General features: G+C 54.7%; 14 protein-coding genes. 10 read left to right on the top strand and 4 right to left on the bottom strand.

The window, feature by feature from the left end; genetic code table 11:
* Nucleotides 1–27: 27 nt before the first annotated feature.
* Nucleotides 28–1,350: a xylose isomerase gene (gene xylA, locus ACJTMZ_RS21755; protein ID WP_165731016.1), complete on the bottom strand. Its 1,323-nt coding sequence runs from the start codon at nucleotides 1,348–1,350 to the stop codon at nucleotides 28–30.
* 371 nt (nucleotides 1,351–1,721) lie between these two features.
* Between xylA and xylF the strand changes: the two genes are divergently transcribed.
* The 4 genes from xylF (at nucleotide 1,722) to xylR (ending at nucleotide 6,699) form a co-directional block, all read left to right on the top strand.
* Complete coding sequence (gene xylF / locus ACJTMZ_RS21750; RefSeq protein ID WP_023304608.1) at nucleotides 1,722–2,714, top strand: D-xylose ABC transporter substrate-binding protein; 993 nt, start codon at nucleotides 1,722–1,724, stop codon at nucleotides 2,712–2,714.
* Between the two features lie 72 nt (nucleotides 2,715–2,786).
* Entirely contained in the window at nucleotides 2,787–4,328 is a 1,542-nt protein-coding gene (locus ACJTMZ_RS21745) for a xylose ABC transporter ATP-binding protein (RefSeq protein ID WP_015572746.1), read from the top strand.
* Nucleotides 4,306–5,487 carry a xylose ABC transporter permease XylH gene (xylH, locus tag ACJTMZ_RS21740; RefSeq protein ID WP_017693799.1) on the top strand — a complete coding sequence of 394 codons (1,182 nt, stop codon included), beginning with the start codon at nucleotides 4,306–4,308 and terminating at the stop codon, nucleotides 5,485–5,487. The genes ACJTMZ_RS21745 and xylH overlap by 23 nt, the downstream gene beginning before the upstream one ends.
* A 33-nt stretch (nucleotides 5,488–5,520) precedes the next feature.
* On the top strand, nucleotides 5,521–6,699 hold the full coding sequence (xylR, locus tag ACJTMZ_RS21735; protein ID WP_003860152.1) for a D-xylose utilization transcriptional activator XylR: 1,179 nt from the start codon (nucleotides 5,521–5,523) through the stop codon (nucleotides 6,697–6,699).
* Between the two features lie 35 nt (nucleotides 6,700–6,734).
* Here the strand turns inward: xylR and ACJTMZ_RS21730 are convergent, their stop codons facing one another.
* Nucleotides 6,735–7,559, bottom strand: a complete 825-nt coding sequence (locus tag ACJTMZ_RS21730; protein ID WP_023295596.1) for a protein bax — start codon at nucleotides 7,557–7,559, stop codon at nucleotides 6,735–6,737.
* 314 nt (nucleotides 7,560–7,873) lie between these two features.
* On the opposite strand from ACJTMZ_RS21730, the gene ACJTMZ_RS21725 reads away from it, so the two are divergent.
* Together ACJTMZ_RS21725 and avtA are read left to right on the top strand one after the other, a co-directional pair.
* Nucleotides 7,874–9,904, top strand: coding sequence for an alpha-amylase (locus tag ACJTMZ_RS21725; protein WP_196344285.1), 2,031 nt, complete (start codon nucleotides 7,874–7,876; stop codon nucleotides 9,902–9,904).
* Nucleotides 9,905–10,093: 189 nt separating this feature from the next.
* Nucleotides 10,094–11,347, top strand: coding sequence for a valine--pyruvate transaminase (gene avtA, locus ACJTMZ_RS21720; RefSeq protein ID WP_015572749.1), 1,254 nt, complete (start codon nucleotides 10,094–10,096; stop codon nucleotides 11,345–11,347).
* 7 nt (nucleotides 11,348–11,354) lie between these two features.
* Here avtA and ACJTMZ_RS21715 read toward each other — a convergent pair whose 3' ends face one another.
* Together ACJTMZ_RS21715 and yiaJ are read right to left on the bottom strand one after the other, a co-directional pair.
* Nucleotides 11,355–11,810 carry a 4Fe-4S dicluster domain-containing protein gene (locus ACJTMZ_RS21715; protein ID WP_032620465.1) on the bottom strand — a complete coding sequence of 152 codons (456 nt, stop codon included), beginning with the start codon at nucleotides 11,808–11,810 and terminating at the stop codon, nucleotides 11,355–11,357.
* A 3-nt stretch (nucleotides 11,811–11,813) separates the two neighbouring features.
* A complete protein-coding gene (yiaJ, locus tag ACJTMZ_RS21710) occupies nucleotides 11,814–12,632 on the bottom strand; it encodes an IclR family transcriptional regulator YiaJ (protein ID WP_015572751.1) in 819 nt (272 codons plus the stop codon).
* A gap of 224 nt (nucleotides 12,633–12,856) precedes the next feature.
* On the opposite strand from yiaJ, the gene yiaK reads away from it, so the two are divergent.
* Genes yiaK through ACJTMZ_RS21690 form a run of 4 tightly spaced genes read left to right on the top strand, consistent with a single transcriptional unit; the run spans nucleotide 12,857 to nucleotide 16,651 of the window.
* The gene (yiaK, locus tag ACJTMZ_RS21705; RefSeq protein WP_015572752.1) at nucleotides 12,857–13,855 is read left to right on the top strand and encodes a 3-dehydro-L-gulonate 2-dehydrogenase; all 999 of its coding nucleotides are present in this window, start codon (nucleotides 12,857–12,859) and stop codon (nucleotides 13,853–13,855) included.
* A gap of 10 nt (nucleotides 13,856–13,865) precedes the next feature.
* Entirely contained in the window at nucleotides 13,866–14,333 is a 468-nt protein-coding gene (locus tag ACJTMZ_RS21700; RefSeq protein ID WP_015572753.1) for a YhcH/YjgK/YiaL family protein, read from the top strand.
* Between the two features lie 26 nt (nucleotides 14,334–14,359).
* On the top strand, nucleotides 14,360–15,286 hold the full coding sequence (locus ACJTMZ_RS21695) for a DUF4862 family protein (RefSeq protein ID WP_015572754.1): 927 nt from the start codon (nucleotides 14,360–14,362) through the stop codon (nucleotides 15,284–15,286).
* Between the two features lie 45 nt (nucleotides 15,287–15,331).
* Nucleotides 15,332–16,651, top strand: coding sequence for an MFS transporter (locus tag ACJTMZ_RS21690; RefSeq protein WP_045334691.1), 1,320 nt, complete (start codon nucleotides 15,332–15,334; stop codon nucleotides 16,649–16,651).
* The last annotated feature ends 57 nt before the right edge of the window (nucleotides 16,652–16,708 follow it).

The raw sequence follows: 16,708 nt of genomic DNA, 5'->3' as shown, positions 1-16,708 counted from the left end.
CGCTGCGCTTACCGGGCCTGGATGCTGTTATTTATCGAACAGGTAGTGATTGACCAGGTTTTCCAGCAGCTCCTGATGGCCACTCTGATGCTGCGGCGCAAGCTGATGCAGTTCAGCGTACTTCGCGATCTCCGCAAGCGTTAACTGACCTTTCAAAATTTGCTGGCCCAGCTCACTGTTCCAGCCGCTGTAGCGCTTCGCCACGCGCTTATCCAGCTCACCGTCTTCAATCATACGGGCCGCCACTTTCAGCGCCAGCGCCATGGTGTCCATCGCGCCAATATGCCCGTAGAACAGATCGTATTTGTCGGTGCTCTGGCGACGCACTTTGGCGTCGAAGTTCAGGCCGCCGGTGGTGAAACCGCCCGCTTTGATGATCTCGTACATCACCAGCGCATTCTCTTCCACGCTGTTCGGGAACTGGTCGGTATCCCAGCCCAGCTGTGGATCACCACGGTTAGCATCGACAGAGCCGAAGATGCCCAGCGCAATCGCAGAGGCAATTTCGTGATGGAACGAGTGGCCCGCCAGGGTAGCGTGGTTAGCCTCAATATTCACTTTGATCTCTTTTTCCAGACCAAACTGCTTCAGGAAGCCATACACGGTGGCGACATCATAATCATACTGATGCTTGGTTGGCTCCTGTGGTTTTGGCTCAATCAGCAGCGTGCCGCGGAAACCGATTTTGTGTTTGTGGTCCACAACCATCTGCATAAAGCGACCAATCTGCTCACGCTCCTGACGCAGGTCGGTATTCAGCAGCGTTTCATAGCCTTCACGACCGCCCCAGAGTACATAGTTCTCACCGCCCAGCTGATGCGTGGCGTTCATCGCGGTCACGACCTGGGTTGCCGCCCAGCTGAAGACTTCCGGGTCCGGGTTGGTTGCCGCACCCGCGCCATAGCGAGGATTGGTAAAGCAGTTAGCCGTACCCCAGAGCAGCTTCACGCCGCTTTGCTGCTGTTTTTCAGCCAGTACGTCGACCATCTGCGCGAAATTGTTCAGATACTCTTTCAGCGATGCCCCTTCCGGCGACACGTCCACATCGTGGAAACAGTAGTACGGCACGTTCAGCTTATGGAAGAACTCGAACGCGACGTCGGCTTTACGCTTCGCCAGCTCAATGGCCTCGCCCGGCTGTTGCCATGGACGGTCAAAAGAGCCCACGCCGAACATATCGGCACCGTTCCAGCAGAAGGTGTGCCAGTAGCAGGCGGCAAAGCGCAAGTGATCTTCCATGCGCTTACCCAGCACCAGCTCATCCGGGTTGTAGTGACGAAATGCTAAAGGATTGGTCGTTTTCGTGCCTTCGAAACGAACGCGATCGAGTTGGTCGAAATAAGCTTGCATATTGAGCTCCATAATCAGGGTATGCGGCGTGGTCTTGCTTCTGGAGTAATAGTGAATAGACATTGGAGGTTGCTCAATTACGTTATTTCACACTGCTATTGAGATAATGCGCAATTGTGCGCTGGCTCGCAAAATAATGCGCAGACAAACTATTTTTCGGCGCGCATTCCAGAATCAAATGTAATTAATAGGTTACGCTTTTTAAAATCCGATCGCGGTCATAAATTCAGAAATAAACCAAATATCGTAATGAGAAGATAAAAATCTGTAATTGCCAGCAGGCCTTTCCACGTTAAAAATTTGCTGCGTCTCAGCAGTGAACGTTTCTTTTATCTCAGCTACACATACCCCTACAAAAAGGCCTAATAATTATGAAGATAAAGAACCTGACCCTAACGCTCTGCACTACTCTCCTGCTTGCAAGCTTTGTCGGACACGCCAAAGAGGTCAAAATCGGCATGGCGATTGATGACTTACGCCTGGAGCGCTGGCAAAAAGATCGCGATATCTTTGTTAAAAAAGCGGAATCTCTCGGCGCGGAGGTGTTCGTTCAGTCCGCTAACGGCAACGAAGAGACGCAAATGTCGCAAATCGAGAATATGATCAACCGTGGCGTCGATGTGCTGGTCATTATCCCGTATAACGGCCAGGTATTAAGCAACGTGGTGAAAGAAGCGAAACAGGAAGGGATAAAAGTCCTGGCTTATGACCGCATGATTAATAATGCCGATATTGATTATTATATTTCGTTCGACAATGAAAAGGTGGGTGAATTACAGGCTAAAAGCCTGGTCGCAAAAGTGCCTCAGGGGAATTATTTCCTGATGGGCGGCTCGCCCGTGGATAACAACGCCAAACTGTTCCGCCAGGGACAAATGAAAGTGCTGAAGCCGTATATCGACGAGGGCAAAATTAAAGTCGTCGGCGACCAGTGGGCTGACGGTTGGTTACCGGAAAACGCGCTGAAAATTATGGAAAACGCGTTGACCGCAAATAACAACAAAATCGATGCGGTGGTGGCCTCTAACGATGCCACTGCGGGTGGCGCCATTCAGGCGCTGAGCGCGCAGGGTCTGGCCGGGAAAGTCGCTATTTCCGGCCAGGACGCCGACCTTGCGGGTGTAAAACGCATCATCGCGGGTACCCAGACCATGACGGTGTATAAGCCCATTACCGAGCTTGCCAATACGGCCGCCGAAATTGCCGTTGAACTGGGCAATGGCCAGCAACCTAAAGCAGACGCGACGTTAAATAACGGCCTGAAAGACGTACCTGCTCGCCTGCTTACCCCTATCGAAGTCAACAAAGAGAATATTGACGCCACCGTGGTGAAAGACGGTTTCCATAAGAAGAGTGAACTGTAATCCAGCGCAGCCCCTGCCCGGCAGGGGCGCATTGACCTGCCCTGTTCATCTGTTGGGCTATGCGGAGCAGTTATGTCTTATTTACTTGAAATGAAAAGCATCACCAAAGCCTTCGGAGCGGTGAAAGCAGTCGATAACGTAAGCCTGCGGCTGAATCCCGGCGAAGTGATGTCGCTGTGCGGCGAAAATGGCTCGGGAAAATCCACGCTGATGAAAGTGTTGTGCGGGATCTACCCGCACGGCAGCTACGAGGGCGAAATCGTTTTTGCCGGTGAGGTGCTCCAGGCCACGCACATTCGCGATACCGAACGTAAAGGCATCGCTATCATTCACCAGGAGCTGGCGCTGGTGAAGCACCTTACCGTGCTGGAAAATATCTTTCTCGGTGCCGAACTCTCACGCCACGGCGTACTGGATTACGACACCATGACGCTGCGCTGCGAAAAACTGCTGGCTCAGGTGAGCCTGGCTATCTCACCGGATACGCGCGTGGGCGACTTAGGTTTAGGCCAGCAGCAGCTGGTCGAGATCGCCAAGGCGCTGAACAAACAGGTGCGCCTGCTGATCCTCGACGAACCAACCGCCTCACTCACCGAACAGGAAACCGCCGTACTGCTCAATATCATCCGCGATCTGCAAAACCACGGTATCGCCTGCATCTATATTTCGCACAAGCTCAATGAGGTGAAAGCCATTTCCGACACCATCTGCGTCATCCGCGACGGGCAGCACATCGGCACGCGTGAAGCAGAAGGCATGAGCGAGGATGACATCATCACCATGATGGTGGGTCGCGAACTCACCGCGCTGTATCCCAACGAACCGCACACCATCGGCGAAGAGCTCCTGCGCGTGGAAAACCTGACGGCGTGGCATCCCGTTAACCGCCATATCAAGCGCGTGGATAACCTCTCCTTCTCGCTGCACCGCGGCGAAATTCTCGGCATTGCGGGTTTAGTGGGTGCGGGAAGAACCGAGGCCGTGCAGTGTCTCTTTGGCGTCTGGCCGGGGCGCTGGGAAGGCAAAATTTATATCGACGGTCAGCCGGTAAAAATCGACAACTGCCAGCAGGCTATTGCTAAGGGCATTGCCATGGTGCCAGAAGATCGCAAAAAAGACGGCATCGTGCCGGTAATGGCGGTGGGAAAAAATATCACGCTGGCGGCGCTCAGCCAGTTTTCCGGCGCGCTGAGCAGCCTGGATGATGCCGCAGAACAGCAGTGTATTCTCCAGTCGCTTGCCCGGCTTAAGGTGAAAACCTCCTCGCCGGAGCTGGCGATAGGACGCTTGAGCGGCGGCAACCAGCAGAAAGCGATTCTGGCGCGCTGCCTGCTGCTTAATCCGCGCATTTTAATTCTGGACGAACCCACCCGCGGGATCGATATCGGCGCGAAGTATGAAATCTACAAGCTGATCAACCAGCTTGTACAGCAAGGGATTGCCGTCATTGTTATTTCGTCCGAATTGCCTGAAGTGCTGGGGCTGAGCGACCGCGTGCTGGTCATGCATGAAGGGAAACTCAAAGCCAACCTGAACAACCAGAACCTGACGCAAGAGCAGGTGATGGAAGCTGCCTTAAGGAGCGAACGCCATGTCGAAAAGCAACCCGTCTGATATCAAAGTCGCTGTTCCGACGCCCGGTGCGTTCGCAGGACTTAAATCGCTGAATCTGCAAGTTTTTGTAATGATTGCCGCCATTATCGTGATCATGTTGTTCTTTACCTGGATGACCGATGGCTCCTATTTAAGCGCACGTAACGTCTCTAACCTGCTGCGTCAGACCGCCATCACCGGGATCCTGGCGGTGGGGATGGTCTTTGTGATTATCTCAGCGGAAATTGACCTGTCGGTAGGGTCGATGATGGGTCTGCTCGGCGGCGTGGCGGCAATTTTTGACGTCTGGCTCGGCTGGCCGCTGCCGCTGACGATTGCGGTCACGCTGGTGCTGGGTCTGCTGCTGGGGGCGTGGAATGGCTGGTGGGTGGCCTACCGTAAAGTCCCGTCGTTTATCGTCACCTTAGCGGGGATGCTGGCCTTCCGCGGCATTCTGATTGGGATCACCAACGGCACCACCGTCTCCCCGACCAGCGCCTCGATGTCCCAGATTGGCCAAAGCTACCTCTCTGATGGCGTCGGTTTTACGATCGGCGTGGTTGGGCTGATGGCGTTTGTCGCGTGGCAATGGCGAGGACGCATGCGTCGCCAGGCGCTGGGGCTGACCTCGCCTGCCTCAACCTCGGTTGTCGGCCGTCAGGCGCTTACTGCGGTGATTGTGCTGGGGGCCATCTGGCTGTTAAACGATTATCGCGGTGTCCCAACGCCCGTTCTGCTGCTGGCGCTGTTGCTGTTAGGTGGGATGTTTATGGCCACACGTACCGCATTCGGTCGCCGTATTTATGCCATCGGCGGCAATCTGGAAGCCGCGCGTTTATCTGGTATCAACGTAGAACGCACCAAACTCGCCGTCTTTGCCATCAACGGCCTGATGGTGGCCATCGCGGGGCTGATCCTCAGTTCGCGACTGGGGGCGGGCTCCCCGTCTGCGGGTAACATTGCCGAGCTGGACGCCATCGCCGCCTGCGTGATTGGCGGGACCAGCCTCGCCGGGGGCATTGGCAGCGTGGCGGGGGCGGTGATGGGCGCATTTATTATGGCTTCGCTGGATAACGGGATGAGTATGATGGACGTGCCGACGTTTTGGCAGTATATCGTCAAGGGTGCCATTCTTTTGCTGGCAGTCTGGATGGACTCTGCCACCAAGCGGCGCGCCTGATAACACTATCGTGACTAATTTGGGAAATGAGCCATGTTTGAAAAGCGTCACCGCATTACGTTGTTATTCAATGCCAACAAAGCCTATGACCGGCAGGTGGTTGAAGGGGTTGGCGAATATTTGCAGGCGTCGCAATCCGAATGGGATATTTTCATCGAAGAAGATTTTCGTACCCGTCTGGAGAACATCAAAGACTGGCTGGGAGATGGGGTCATCGCTGACTTTGACGACCCCGTGATTGAACAGTTGCTGAGTGGCGTCGACGTGCCTATCGTGGGCGTTGGCGGCTCTTACCATACACCGGAACATTACCCCCCCGTTCACTACATCGCCACGGATAACCATGCTCTGGTCGAGACCGCCTTCCTCCATTTAAAGGAGAAAGGCGTACATCGTTTTGCGTTTTACGGATTGCCCGCCACCAGCGGAAAGCGCTGGGCGATGGAGCGTGAATATGCCTTCTGCCAGCTGGTTGCCCAGGAGAAGTATCGCGGCGTCGTTTATCAGGGGCTGGAAACCGCGCCAGAAAACTGGCAGCACGCACAAAATCGCCTGGCTGACTGGCTGCAAACTCTGCCGCCCCAGACAGGGATTATCGCCGTGACGGACGCCCGCGCCCGCCACGTATTACAGGTGTGCGAACATTTGCATATTCCGGTGCCTGAAAAGCTGTGCGTGATTGGTATTGATAACGAAGAGCTTACGCGCTATCTGTCGCGCGTGGCGCTCTCATCCGTGGCTCAGGGTACCCGTCAGATGGGCTATCAGGCCGCAAAGCTGCTGCACAGACTGTTAGACAACGAATCCCTGCCGCTCCAGCGTCTGCTGGTTCCGCCCGTTCGCGTGGTCGAGCGTCGCTCAACTGACTACCGCTCCTTAAACGATCCGGCCGTGATTCAGGCGATGCACTACATTCGCAATCATGCCTGCAAAGGGATTAAGGTCGATCAGGTGCTCGATTCGGTCGGCATTTCACGTTCGAATCTGGAGAAGCGGTTCAAAGAGGAAGTCGGTGAGACGATTCACGCCGTGATCCATGCGGAAAAGCTGGAGAAAGCGCGCAGTCTGCTGATCTCCACCTCGCTGTCGATCAACGAGATTTCACAGATGTGCGGCTATCCGTCGCTTCAGTATTTCTATTCGGTGTTCAGAAAAGAGTATGACACCACGCCGAAGGAGTACCGGGAACGGTACAGTGAAGTCCTGCTCTAGAAAAAAGAACGCCTTCAAGTGGAAGGCGTTTTTCATTACATATGTGCGGCAATCAGACGCTGGTTATCCTGGTACATGGAGAACAGGTAATTGTTATAACGCTGTCCCTGAGTGGAATAACCTTTCAGCTTGTGGATCATCGCCGTAGCCGTTACTTCCTGATCCGCCTTACGCAGCTGAGCGCGTGACTTACGGAACGAGGAGTAGGCCGGATGGGTGTTCAGGTTCACCACATAGGCATTCACGGAATCTTTCACCGATTCAAACTGTGAATAGCCCTTCACCTTGCCGGGTGCATTAGTACAACGACCTTTTGCGCATTTCATGCCAAACAGATTGTTGTTGTTGCGCGCCAGCTTCGAGGTGCCCCAACCGCTTTCGGCGGCGGCCATTGTCGCGACCATACTGCCTGGAATAATGTCCACACGCTCTAACAGAGTGTTCCACGGCACACGACGCGTGTTCCCGCTCCACTTCACTTTATAGCGTTTGGCGATGTCTTTCAGGCGAGTGCGCTCAGACGGCGACCAGCGGCTATCGTACTGTTTGGAGATCAGCCAGTTACGATCCGCAGTAATCGCGGCATTTTGACTTTTAATGTAAGGCATTACCGTCCGGAGAAACGCTTTTTTCCTTGGTGTCCCGGAAGGGTATTTTCGCAAATCAGGAAGTGAACTACTCTTTGCACTATTGCGAGAATACTCTTGTTTACTGCTAACCTTACTGCTTGTCGTCTTTATTACGTGGGCTTTCTTACTCGTTGTATCCGCGTGCGTCTTTGCAAGCACCTCACCTGAAAATGCCATGGTGAGTAACATGAGTATCGCGGCCCCATATCGTCGAATGGGAGTCGATATCATTAGGTCTCCTGGTCGGATATAAACATTCCAACACCTTATTTTCTTCAAAAATTTGAGAGCGGAATCTCAAATCATACCAAAAATAGTCCTCAAGAGCACGTATACAAATAGTCCAATTCCGAAACTATGTCATCCGGAACATGCTCATTAAATCACCAGCACTGGAAAAATGTGCGCGATATCGCAGATAACTGCCTAATTTTGCGCGGGATCACTCATCCCTTCGCGTCCTCCTGGCAGAAAGCCTCAGAGGAGGAGTTTTTCCCCTGAGCCGAGTGGCACACTGGTCAAAAATGCCGCGACAGGAAAATGGAATGCAACGCACTGCATTAGCTGTTCTGATGTTACCCGCATTCGCGCATGCCGACTGGTCATCGCCGGGATTTAACGCGTTTAGCGCTGAAGGTACCGGCGTCTTTACCAGCCAGGCAACGCTTGCGAAGGGTACCCGCCCGCTGACGTTGAGTCTTGATAACGCGTGCTGGCAGCCGACAGGTGCCATTAAACTCAACGAGATGCTGTCGCTCAAACCCTGCGAAGGGACCCCACCGCAGTGGCGGTTATTCCGTGACGGCGTTTATCAGATGCGTATTGATACGCGCTCGGGAACGCCGACGCTGATGTTGACGGTACAAAGTGCGGCGCCACAGCCTGTCGCAAACGTTACCCGCCAGTGCCCGAAGTGGGACGGCAAACCGCTCACGATCGATGTCGTTAACACCTTTCCGGAAGGCACGGTGGTGCGTGATTTTTACAGCAAACAGACCGCGACCGTTCAAAACGGCAAAGTAATTCTTCAGCCAGCCGCCAACAGCAATGGCCTGCTGCTGCTTGAGCGCGCCGAGACGGACAAACCCGCGCCATTCAGCTGGCAAAACGCCACCGTCTATTTCGTGCTGACCGATCGCTTCGTAAATGGCGACCCCACCAACGACAACAGCTATGGCCGCCATAAAGACGGTATGCAGGAGATTGGTACTTTCCACGGCGGCGATCTGAAAGGGCTTACCAGCAAACTGGATTACCTTCAGCAACTGGGCGTGAATGCGCTCTGGATAAGCTCACCACTGGAGCAAATCCACGGCTGGGTTGGCGGCGGCACCAAAGGGGATTTCCCCCACTACGCCTATCACGGCTATTACACTCAGGACTGGACGAAACTCGACGCCAACATGGGCAGCGAAGATGATTTACGCCAGCTTGTCGACGACGCGCACAGGCGCGGTATCCGCGTCCTGTTTGACATTGTCATGAACCACGCGGGTTATGCGACGCTTGCAGATATGCAGGAGTATCAGTTTGGCGCGCTCTATTTGCAGGGCGATGAGCTGAAAAAAACCCTCGGCGAGCGCTGGACTGACTGGAAGCCAGGCGCGGGTCAAAGCTGGCACAGCTTCAACGATTACATCAACTTCAGTGACAAAGCCGCATGGGAAAAATGGTGGGGTAAAAAATGGATCCGTACCGATATCGGTGATTATGACAACCCGGGCTTTGACGATCTGACCATGTCGCTGGCCTTCCTGCCGGATCTGAAAACGGAATCTAAGATCCCGTCAGGTTTGCCGAACTTTTATCAACACAAGCCCGACACCAACGCGAAAGTGATGACGAATTTCACGCCGCGAGATTACCTGACCCACTGGCTCAGCCAGTGGGTACGTGACTACGGCATCGACGGCTTCCGGGTCGATACCGCTAAGCACGTTGAGCCTGAAGCCTGGCAGCAACTGAAAAACCAGGCCAGCCAGGCGCTGGCCGCGTGGAAAGCCGCCAACCCGGACAAAAAACTCGACAATGCGCCATTCTGGATGACCGGTGAATCCTGGGGCCACGGCGTGATGCAGAGCGATTATTACCGCCACGGCTTCGATGCGATGATCAACTTTGACTATCAGGAGCAGGCGGCGAAAGCGGTGGACTGTCTGGCCGATATGGATTTGACCTGGCAGCAAATGGCAGAAAAGCTGCAAAGTTTTAATGTGCTGAGCTATCTCTCCTCCCATGATACGCGTCTGTTCCGTGAAGGGGGCCAGCGCGCCGCTGAGTTACTGCTGCTGGCACCGGGAAGCGTCCAGATCTATTACGGCGATGAATCAGAGCGTCCATTCGGCCCGACGGGCTCCGATCCGCTACAGGGAACCCGTTCGGATATGAACTGGCAGGACGTCACGGGTAAACAGGCGTTAACTGTCGCCCACTGGCAGCTTCTGGGGCAGTTCCGCGCCCGTCATCCGGCGGTGGGTGAAGGCAAGCAAACAACGCTGTCAATGAAAGAGGGCTACGGCTTTGTGCGCGAGCACAAGGGCGATAAGGTGATGGTGGTGTGGGCGGGTAATCAATAGACCCCCTCACCCCGGCCCTCTCCCACAGGGAGAGGGCCGGGGTGAGGGGCATTCACCAGAACAATTCACCACACAAATACAAACCTACCACATAAAACAACAAATCCGACCACATTCGCCGATTTGCACCAACACGGTGCTGGCGTTATGGTTACTGCCTTTCATATTAAGCCCGACAGATCACCTGCTATGACGTTTTCACTATTCGGCGACAAATTTACCCGCCATTCAGGCATTACCCGCCTGATGGAGGACCTCAACGACGGGCTGCGCACCCCAGGCGCTATCATGCTTGGCGGCGGAAACCCGGCTCAAATTCCGGAGATGAACACCTACTTCCAGACGCTGCTGGCAGAGATGCTGGAAAACGGTAAAGCAACCGATGCGCTATGTAATTACGACGGCCCTCAGGGTAAAACAGAACTACTGACGCTTCTGGCGGCAATGCTGCGGGAAGCGCTGGGTTGGGATATCGAACCACAGAATATTGCACTGACAAACGGCAGTCAGAGCGCGTTTTTCTACTTATTCAATCTGTTCGCCGGACGCCGCGCCGACGGCACCACGAAAAAAGTGCTGTTCCCGCTGGCACCGGAGTATATCGGCTATGCCGATGCCGGCCTCGAAGAAGACCTGTTTGTTTCCGCACGTCCGAATATCGAGTTGCTGCCAGAGGGCCAGTTCAAATATCACGTCGATTTTGAACATCTGCATATCGGTGAAGAGACGGGCATGATCTGCGTATCACGTCCCACCAACCCGACGGGCAACGTGATCACCGACGACGAGCTGATGAAGTTGGATGCGCTGGCGAATCAGCACGGCATCCCGCTGGTGATCGATAACGCCTATGGCGTACCGTTCCCGGGGATCATCTTCAGCGAAGCGCGTCCGCTATGGAACCCGAATATCATCCTCTGCATGAGCCTCTCCAAGCTGGGCCTGCCGGGCAGTCGTTGCGGCATTATCATTGCTAACGAGAAAATCATCACCGCCATTACCAACATGAACGGCATTATCAGCCTTTCCCCTGGCGGCATCGGCCCGGCGATGATGTGCGAGATGATCAGGCGTAACGACCTGCTGCGCCTGTCGAATGAGGTGATTAAGCCGTTTTACTCTCAGCGCGTTCAGGAAACTATCGCCATCCTTCGCCGCTACTTACCCGAAGAACGCTGCCTGATCCATAAACCGGAAGGGGCAATTTTCCTGTGGCTGTGGTTTAAGGATCTGCCCATTACGACAGAGCTGCTTTATCAGCGTCTGAAAAAACGTGGCGTACTGATGGTGCCAGGGGATTACTTCTTCCCGGGGCTGGATAAGCCGTGGCCGCACACGCACCAGTGCATGCGCATGAACTACGTCCCGGACCCGGAAAAAATCGAAGCGGGTGTGAAAATTCTCGCCGAAGAGATTGAGAACGCCTGGCGCGAGGCCGGTTAATAAAACCTCAGGCCAGATTACGCAGCCGTTCCGCGCGTAATCTGGCGGGGTCTATGCAGCGCAGCGCGTGGGTGGGACAGGCTTCGACGCAGGCGGGACCGCCCTCGCGATGCGCGCACAAATCACATTTCAGCGCCTGAACGCGATCTTCCACGACCCGAACCTGCATTGCCCCGAACGGGCACGCCACCATACAGCTTTTGCAGCCGATACAGCGAGCCTGCTCAACGAGCCAGGCTCCCGCAGCACGGTGAATGGCCCCCGTCGGGCAGACATTCGCGCAGGGCGCATCTTCACACTGGTGGCAGCCCACGGCCGTGGTGAAGGTACCCCCCTTAACCACGCGGATCCGTGACGTAAACGCTTCTGGCGTAGCGCTGCTTTGATGCGACATCATGCACGCCACCTCACAGGTGCGGCACCCGATACATTTTTCTGGATCCGTCAGAATAAATCGGTTCATCAGTTACGCCTCGCGCACGTTAAACCCCAGTTCTTTCGAGATAGCTTCCGCCGTGTCACGCAGCGGTTTTAGCAAGTTTTTCTCACCCACCTGCTTCATGCGCGACGTCGACAGCGAAATGGAGATGGCATAGGGCACGCGCCCGTGAATATCAAAGACCGGCACGGCGATACATGACACACCCAGCTCGTTCTCTTCTTTATCCATCGCCATACTGTGATCGCGAATTTCCGCCAGCTCATCATACATCGCGCTCAGTTCGGTGATGGTGTTGCGGGTCAAAGGTTGGATCTGTTCCTGGTGGCTTTCCCAGTAGCTGGCCACGTAATCCTGATGACCAAACGCCATATAGATTTTGCCCATCGCAGAACAATAGAGCGGCATATGCTGGCCGATATATGCGCGCGTGCGCAGCATACCGGTTGTCGGCTCAAGCTTATAAATCAGGATCGCGTGATCATCTTCACGGCTGGAGAAGTTGACCGTTTCGCCGGTGGCAATGTTCAGCGCCTCGAGGTGCGGCGCCGCCACGTGAATAATATTGAGCGATGAAAGCGCCTTTTGCCCGACGGCGATAAATTTGGTGGTCAGACGATAGCTCCCTGCCGCCGGCGCCGGCGTCACGTACCCGCACGACTGCAACCCCTGCAATAACCGGTGCACGGTGCTTTTATTCAGCCCCGCCAGTTCTGATAAATGCGCAAGCGGACACCCGTTCGGATAGTTACTGAGGATTTCAATCAGCATCAGGCCGCGAAACAAGCTCTGGCTACCTGCTGGCCTCTCTTTTTCTTGCGTCATTTCGCTCTCTTTTATGCTCATCAAATGGCTCCTGTTTATCGCGCCCTGATGGTAGCGCAAAGTGTGGTTTAGTTCACGATCTCAACAGAAAAAACACAACCATTTGATTTTGATCGATTTTGAAAAACGTGAATGTCGTTGATCTGACAAAATTTGATCGTTATATTTGAAATCAGATTTCGTATAGTGAAATTTAGCGATAAAAAAGCACTCGCACTTGCCCCTAAAAAAACAGGAGAACAGGGATGAAAGTGACCTTCGAAGAGTTGAAAGCGGCGTTCAATCGGGTTCTGCTCGATCGCGGTGTAAAAGCGGATACCGCAGACGCCTGCGCCGAGATGTTCGCCCGCACCACGGAGTCCGGCGTTTATTCACACGGCGTCAACCGCTTCCCGCGATTTATTCAGCAGCTTGACGCAGGCGACATCATCCCTGACGCCCAGCCGAAACGCGTAACGACATTAGGCGCCATCGAACAGTGGGATGCCCAGCGTTCCATCGGCAACCTGACGGCGAAGAAGATGATGGACCGTGCTACCGAGCTGGCGTCCGATCACGGGATCGGCCTGGTGGCGCTGCGTAACGCTAACCACTGGATGCGCGGCGGCAGCTACGGCTGGCAGGCGGCGGAGAAAGGCTATATCGGCATCTGCTGGACCAACTCTATTGCCGTGATGCCCGCGTGGGGATCAAAAGAATGCTGCATCGGCACAAACCCGCTGATCGTCGCTATCCCGTCGAATCCAATCACCATGGTCGATATGTCGATGTCGATGTTCTCCTACGGCATGCTGGAGGTAAATCGCCTGGCCGGACGCGAATTACCGGTCGACGGCGGCTTTGACGATGAAGGCAATCTGACCAGAGAGCCGGGCGTGATTGAGAAAAACCGTCGCATTCTGCCCATGGGCTACTGGAAAGGTTCCGGCTTGTCGATTGTGCTCGACATGATCGCCACCCTGCTCTCTGACGGCGCGTCCGTCGCGGAAGTGACCCAGGACAACAGCGACGAATACGGCGTATCGCAGATCTTTATCGCCATCGAAGTGGATCGCCTGATCGACGGTCCAACCCGCGATGCCAAACTACAGCGCATCATGGACTTCATCACCACCGCAGAACGCGCTGATGAAAATGTCGCCGTCCGTCTGCCAGGCCATGAGTTCACACGCCTGCTGGAGGAGAATCGCCGCAACGGCATCACGGTTGACGACAGCGTGTGGGCGAAAATCCAGTCTCTGTAAGGAGTGGGTCATGATATTCGGACATATTGCACAGCCAAATCCATGTCGCCTGCCGCTGGCGATAGAAAAGGCGCTTAATTTTCTGCGTACCACGGATTTCACCACCCTGGCGCCGGGCGTGATCGAAATTGAAGGCCGCAACATTTTTGCCCAGGTTCTCGACCTCACCACAAAGGAACAACACGAGAACCGCCCTGAAGTACATCGCCGCTATCTGGATATCCAGTTTCTGGCCTGGGGCGAAGAAAAAATCGGTATTGCTATTGATACCGGGAATAACAAAATCAGCGAATCATTGCTGGAGCAACGGGATATTATTTTTTATCACGACAGCGAACATGAGTCATTTATCGAAATGATACCTGGCAGTTACGCCATATTTTTCCCGCAGGATGTTCATCGTCCTGCCTGTATTAAAAACAAGGGATCCGCAATTCGTAAAATTGTGGTGAAAGTGGCCATCAGCGAATTAGATTAATTTTCTGATAAATACAGGAATGCGAAATGACCAACACCGGTTTTATTATTGGTGCGTACCCCTGTGCACCCTCATTTCACCAGAAAGGGGAGCAGGAAGAATACGCCTTCTGGCGGGAACTTTCCGACACGCCAAATATTCGCGGGCTGGAACAACCTTGCCTTGAAAATCTCCATCCGTTTGGTGATGAATGGCTGTTTCGTCATACGCCGGGCGACTGGCAGATCGTTGTCACAGCCGTTATGGAAACCATGCGCCGCCGCGGCAGCAACGGCGCGTTTGGCCTGGCGTCCGCGGACGAAGAACAGCGTAAAGCGTGCATTGAATATTACCGCCATCTGCATCAAAAGATTGATGCCGTTAACACCCGCTTTCCCGGGAAAGTGATCGCTCTGGAAATGCAGGCCGCACCGCAGGCGGGTAATGATTCTGTCGAGCAAGCGACAGAAGCATTCTCCCGCTCAGTACGGGAAATCGCGAGCTGGGACTGGGGCTGCGATCTGGTGCTGGAACACTGTGATGCGATGAATGGCCCGGCGCCGCGTAAAGGGTTCTTGCCCTTAGAGCAGGTGCTGGAGGTAGTGAAAGAGACCGATATCAGCGTCTGTATCAACTGGGCACGTTCGGCCATCGAAGGTCGCAACACCGCCCTTCCGCTGGAACATGTTCAGGCGGCACTCGCTGCCGGGAAGCTGGGGGCGCTGATGTTTTCGGGCACGACCCCTCACGGTGAGTATGGAGAATGGCAGGATCTGCACGCGCCGTTTTCTTCGTTCTGCGCCGACAGTCTCATGTCCACTGAACATGTAAAAACGCTGTTTACTGCGGCGAGCGCCGCAACATTGAAATTCTCCGGTATTAAATTACTGGAAATAAATGCTAATGCTGACGTCAGCCATCGCATCGCTATTTTGCGCGACGGCATTAGCGCTATGAATAAAGCGTCACAATAAAAATAAAGAATACATTTTCCGGTTACCTTCAATGAGATATTAACTATGAATATTTCTTCTAATGCTCTACACGCGGACATTCCGCGCCAGCGCTGGCTAAGGATCATTCCCCCTATTCTTATCGCCTGCATTATTTCCTATATGGACCGCGTAAATATAGCTTTTGCGATGCCCGGCGGTATGGATGAAGAGCTGGGCATTTCCGCCACGATGGCGGGCCTGGCGGGGGGGATCTTTTTTATCGGCTATTTGTTCCTGCAAGTTCCCGGCGGCAAAATTGCCGTGCACGGCAGCGGTAAGAAGTTTATCGGCTGGTCGCTGGTTGCCTGGGCGGTGATCTCGGTTCTGACCGGGCTTGTGACCAACCAGTATCAGCTGCTGGTACTGCGCTTCTTACTCGGCGTGGCGGAAGGTGGGATGCTGCCCGTTGTGCTCACGATGATCAGTAACTGGTTCCCGGATGCCGAGCGCGGCCGCGCCAACGCGATTGTGATCATGTTCGTGCCCATCGCCGGGATCATCACCGCCCCGCTGTCGGGCTGGATTATTACCGCTCTCGACTGGCGCTGGCTGTTCATTATTGAAGGTCTGATGTCCGTTGTTGTGCTGGTGCTGTGGGCGTTCACCGTCTACGACCGACCGCAGGAAGCACGCTGGATCTCTGAGGCCGAGAAAAACTACCTGGTACAAACCCTGGCGGCAGAGCAGCAGGCCATTGCGGGTAAAGAGGTGAAAAACGCCTCGCTCAGCGCGGTGCTGTCTGACAAAACCATGTGGCAGCTGATCGCCCTCAACTTCTTCTACCAGACCGGCATTTACGGTTACACCCTCTGGCTGCCCACCATTCTGAAGGAGCTGACGCACACCAGCATCGGCCAGGTGGGGATGCTCGCCATTCTGCCTTACATCGGCGCCATTGCTGGCATGTTCCTGTTCTCTACGCTCTCTGACCGCACCGGCAAGCGCAAGCTGTTTGTCTCCCTGCCATTGATTGGCTTTGCGCTCTGCATGTTCCTCTCCGTGGCGCTGAAAGAGCACACCTGGCTGGCCTATGCCGCGCTGGTGGGCTGTGGCTTCTTCCTGCAATCCGCAGCGGGGGTGTTCTGGACCATCCCGGCGCGTCTGTTCAGCGCTGAGATGGCGGGCGGCGCTCGCGGCGTGATTAATGCCCTGGGCAACCTCGGCGGGTTCTGCGGTCCTTATGCGGTAGGCGTACTGATCACCCTGTACAGCAAAGACGCAGGCGTTTACTGCCTGGCAGTTTCGCTGGCGCTGGCATCGCTGCTGGCCCTGCTGTTACCGGCGAAATGCGATGCCGGAGCAGAGCCCAACCCCACGGTAACTCCACATAAACGTGCGGTCTGAGGCCCTCATCTGACCCACTAAACCAAACCGTAGGCCGGGTAAGCGAAGCGCCACCCG

It is taken from the genome of Enterobacter sp. DN, from assembly GCF_046054285.1.
GTDB classification, from domain to species: domain Bacteria; phylum Pseudomonadota; class Gammaproteobacteria; order Enterobacterales; family Enterobacteriaceae; genus Enterobacter; species Enterobacter hormaechei_C.
The sequence above is the reverse complement of the archived record's forward strand: the minus strand, read 5'-3'. Positions and strand labels throughout refer to the sequence as shown.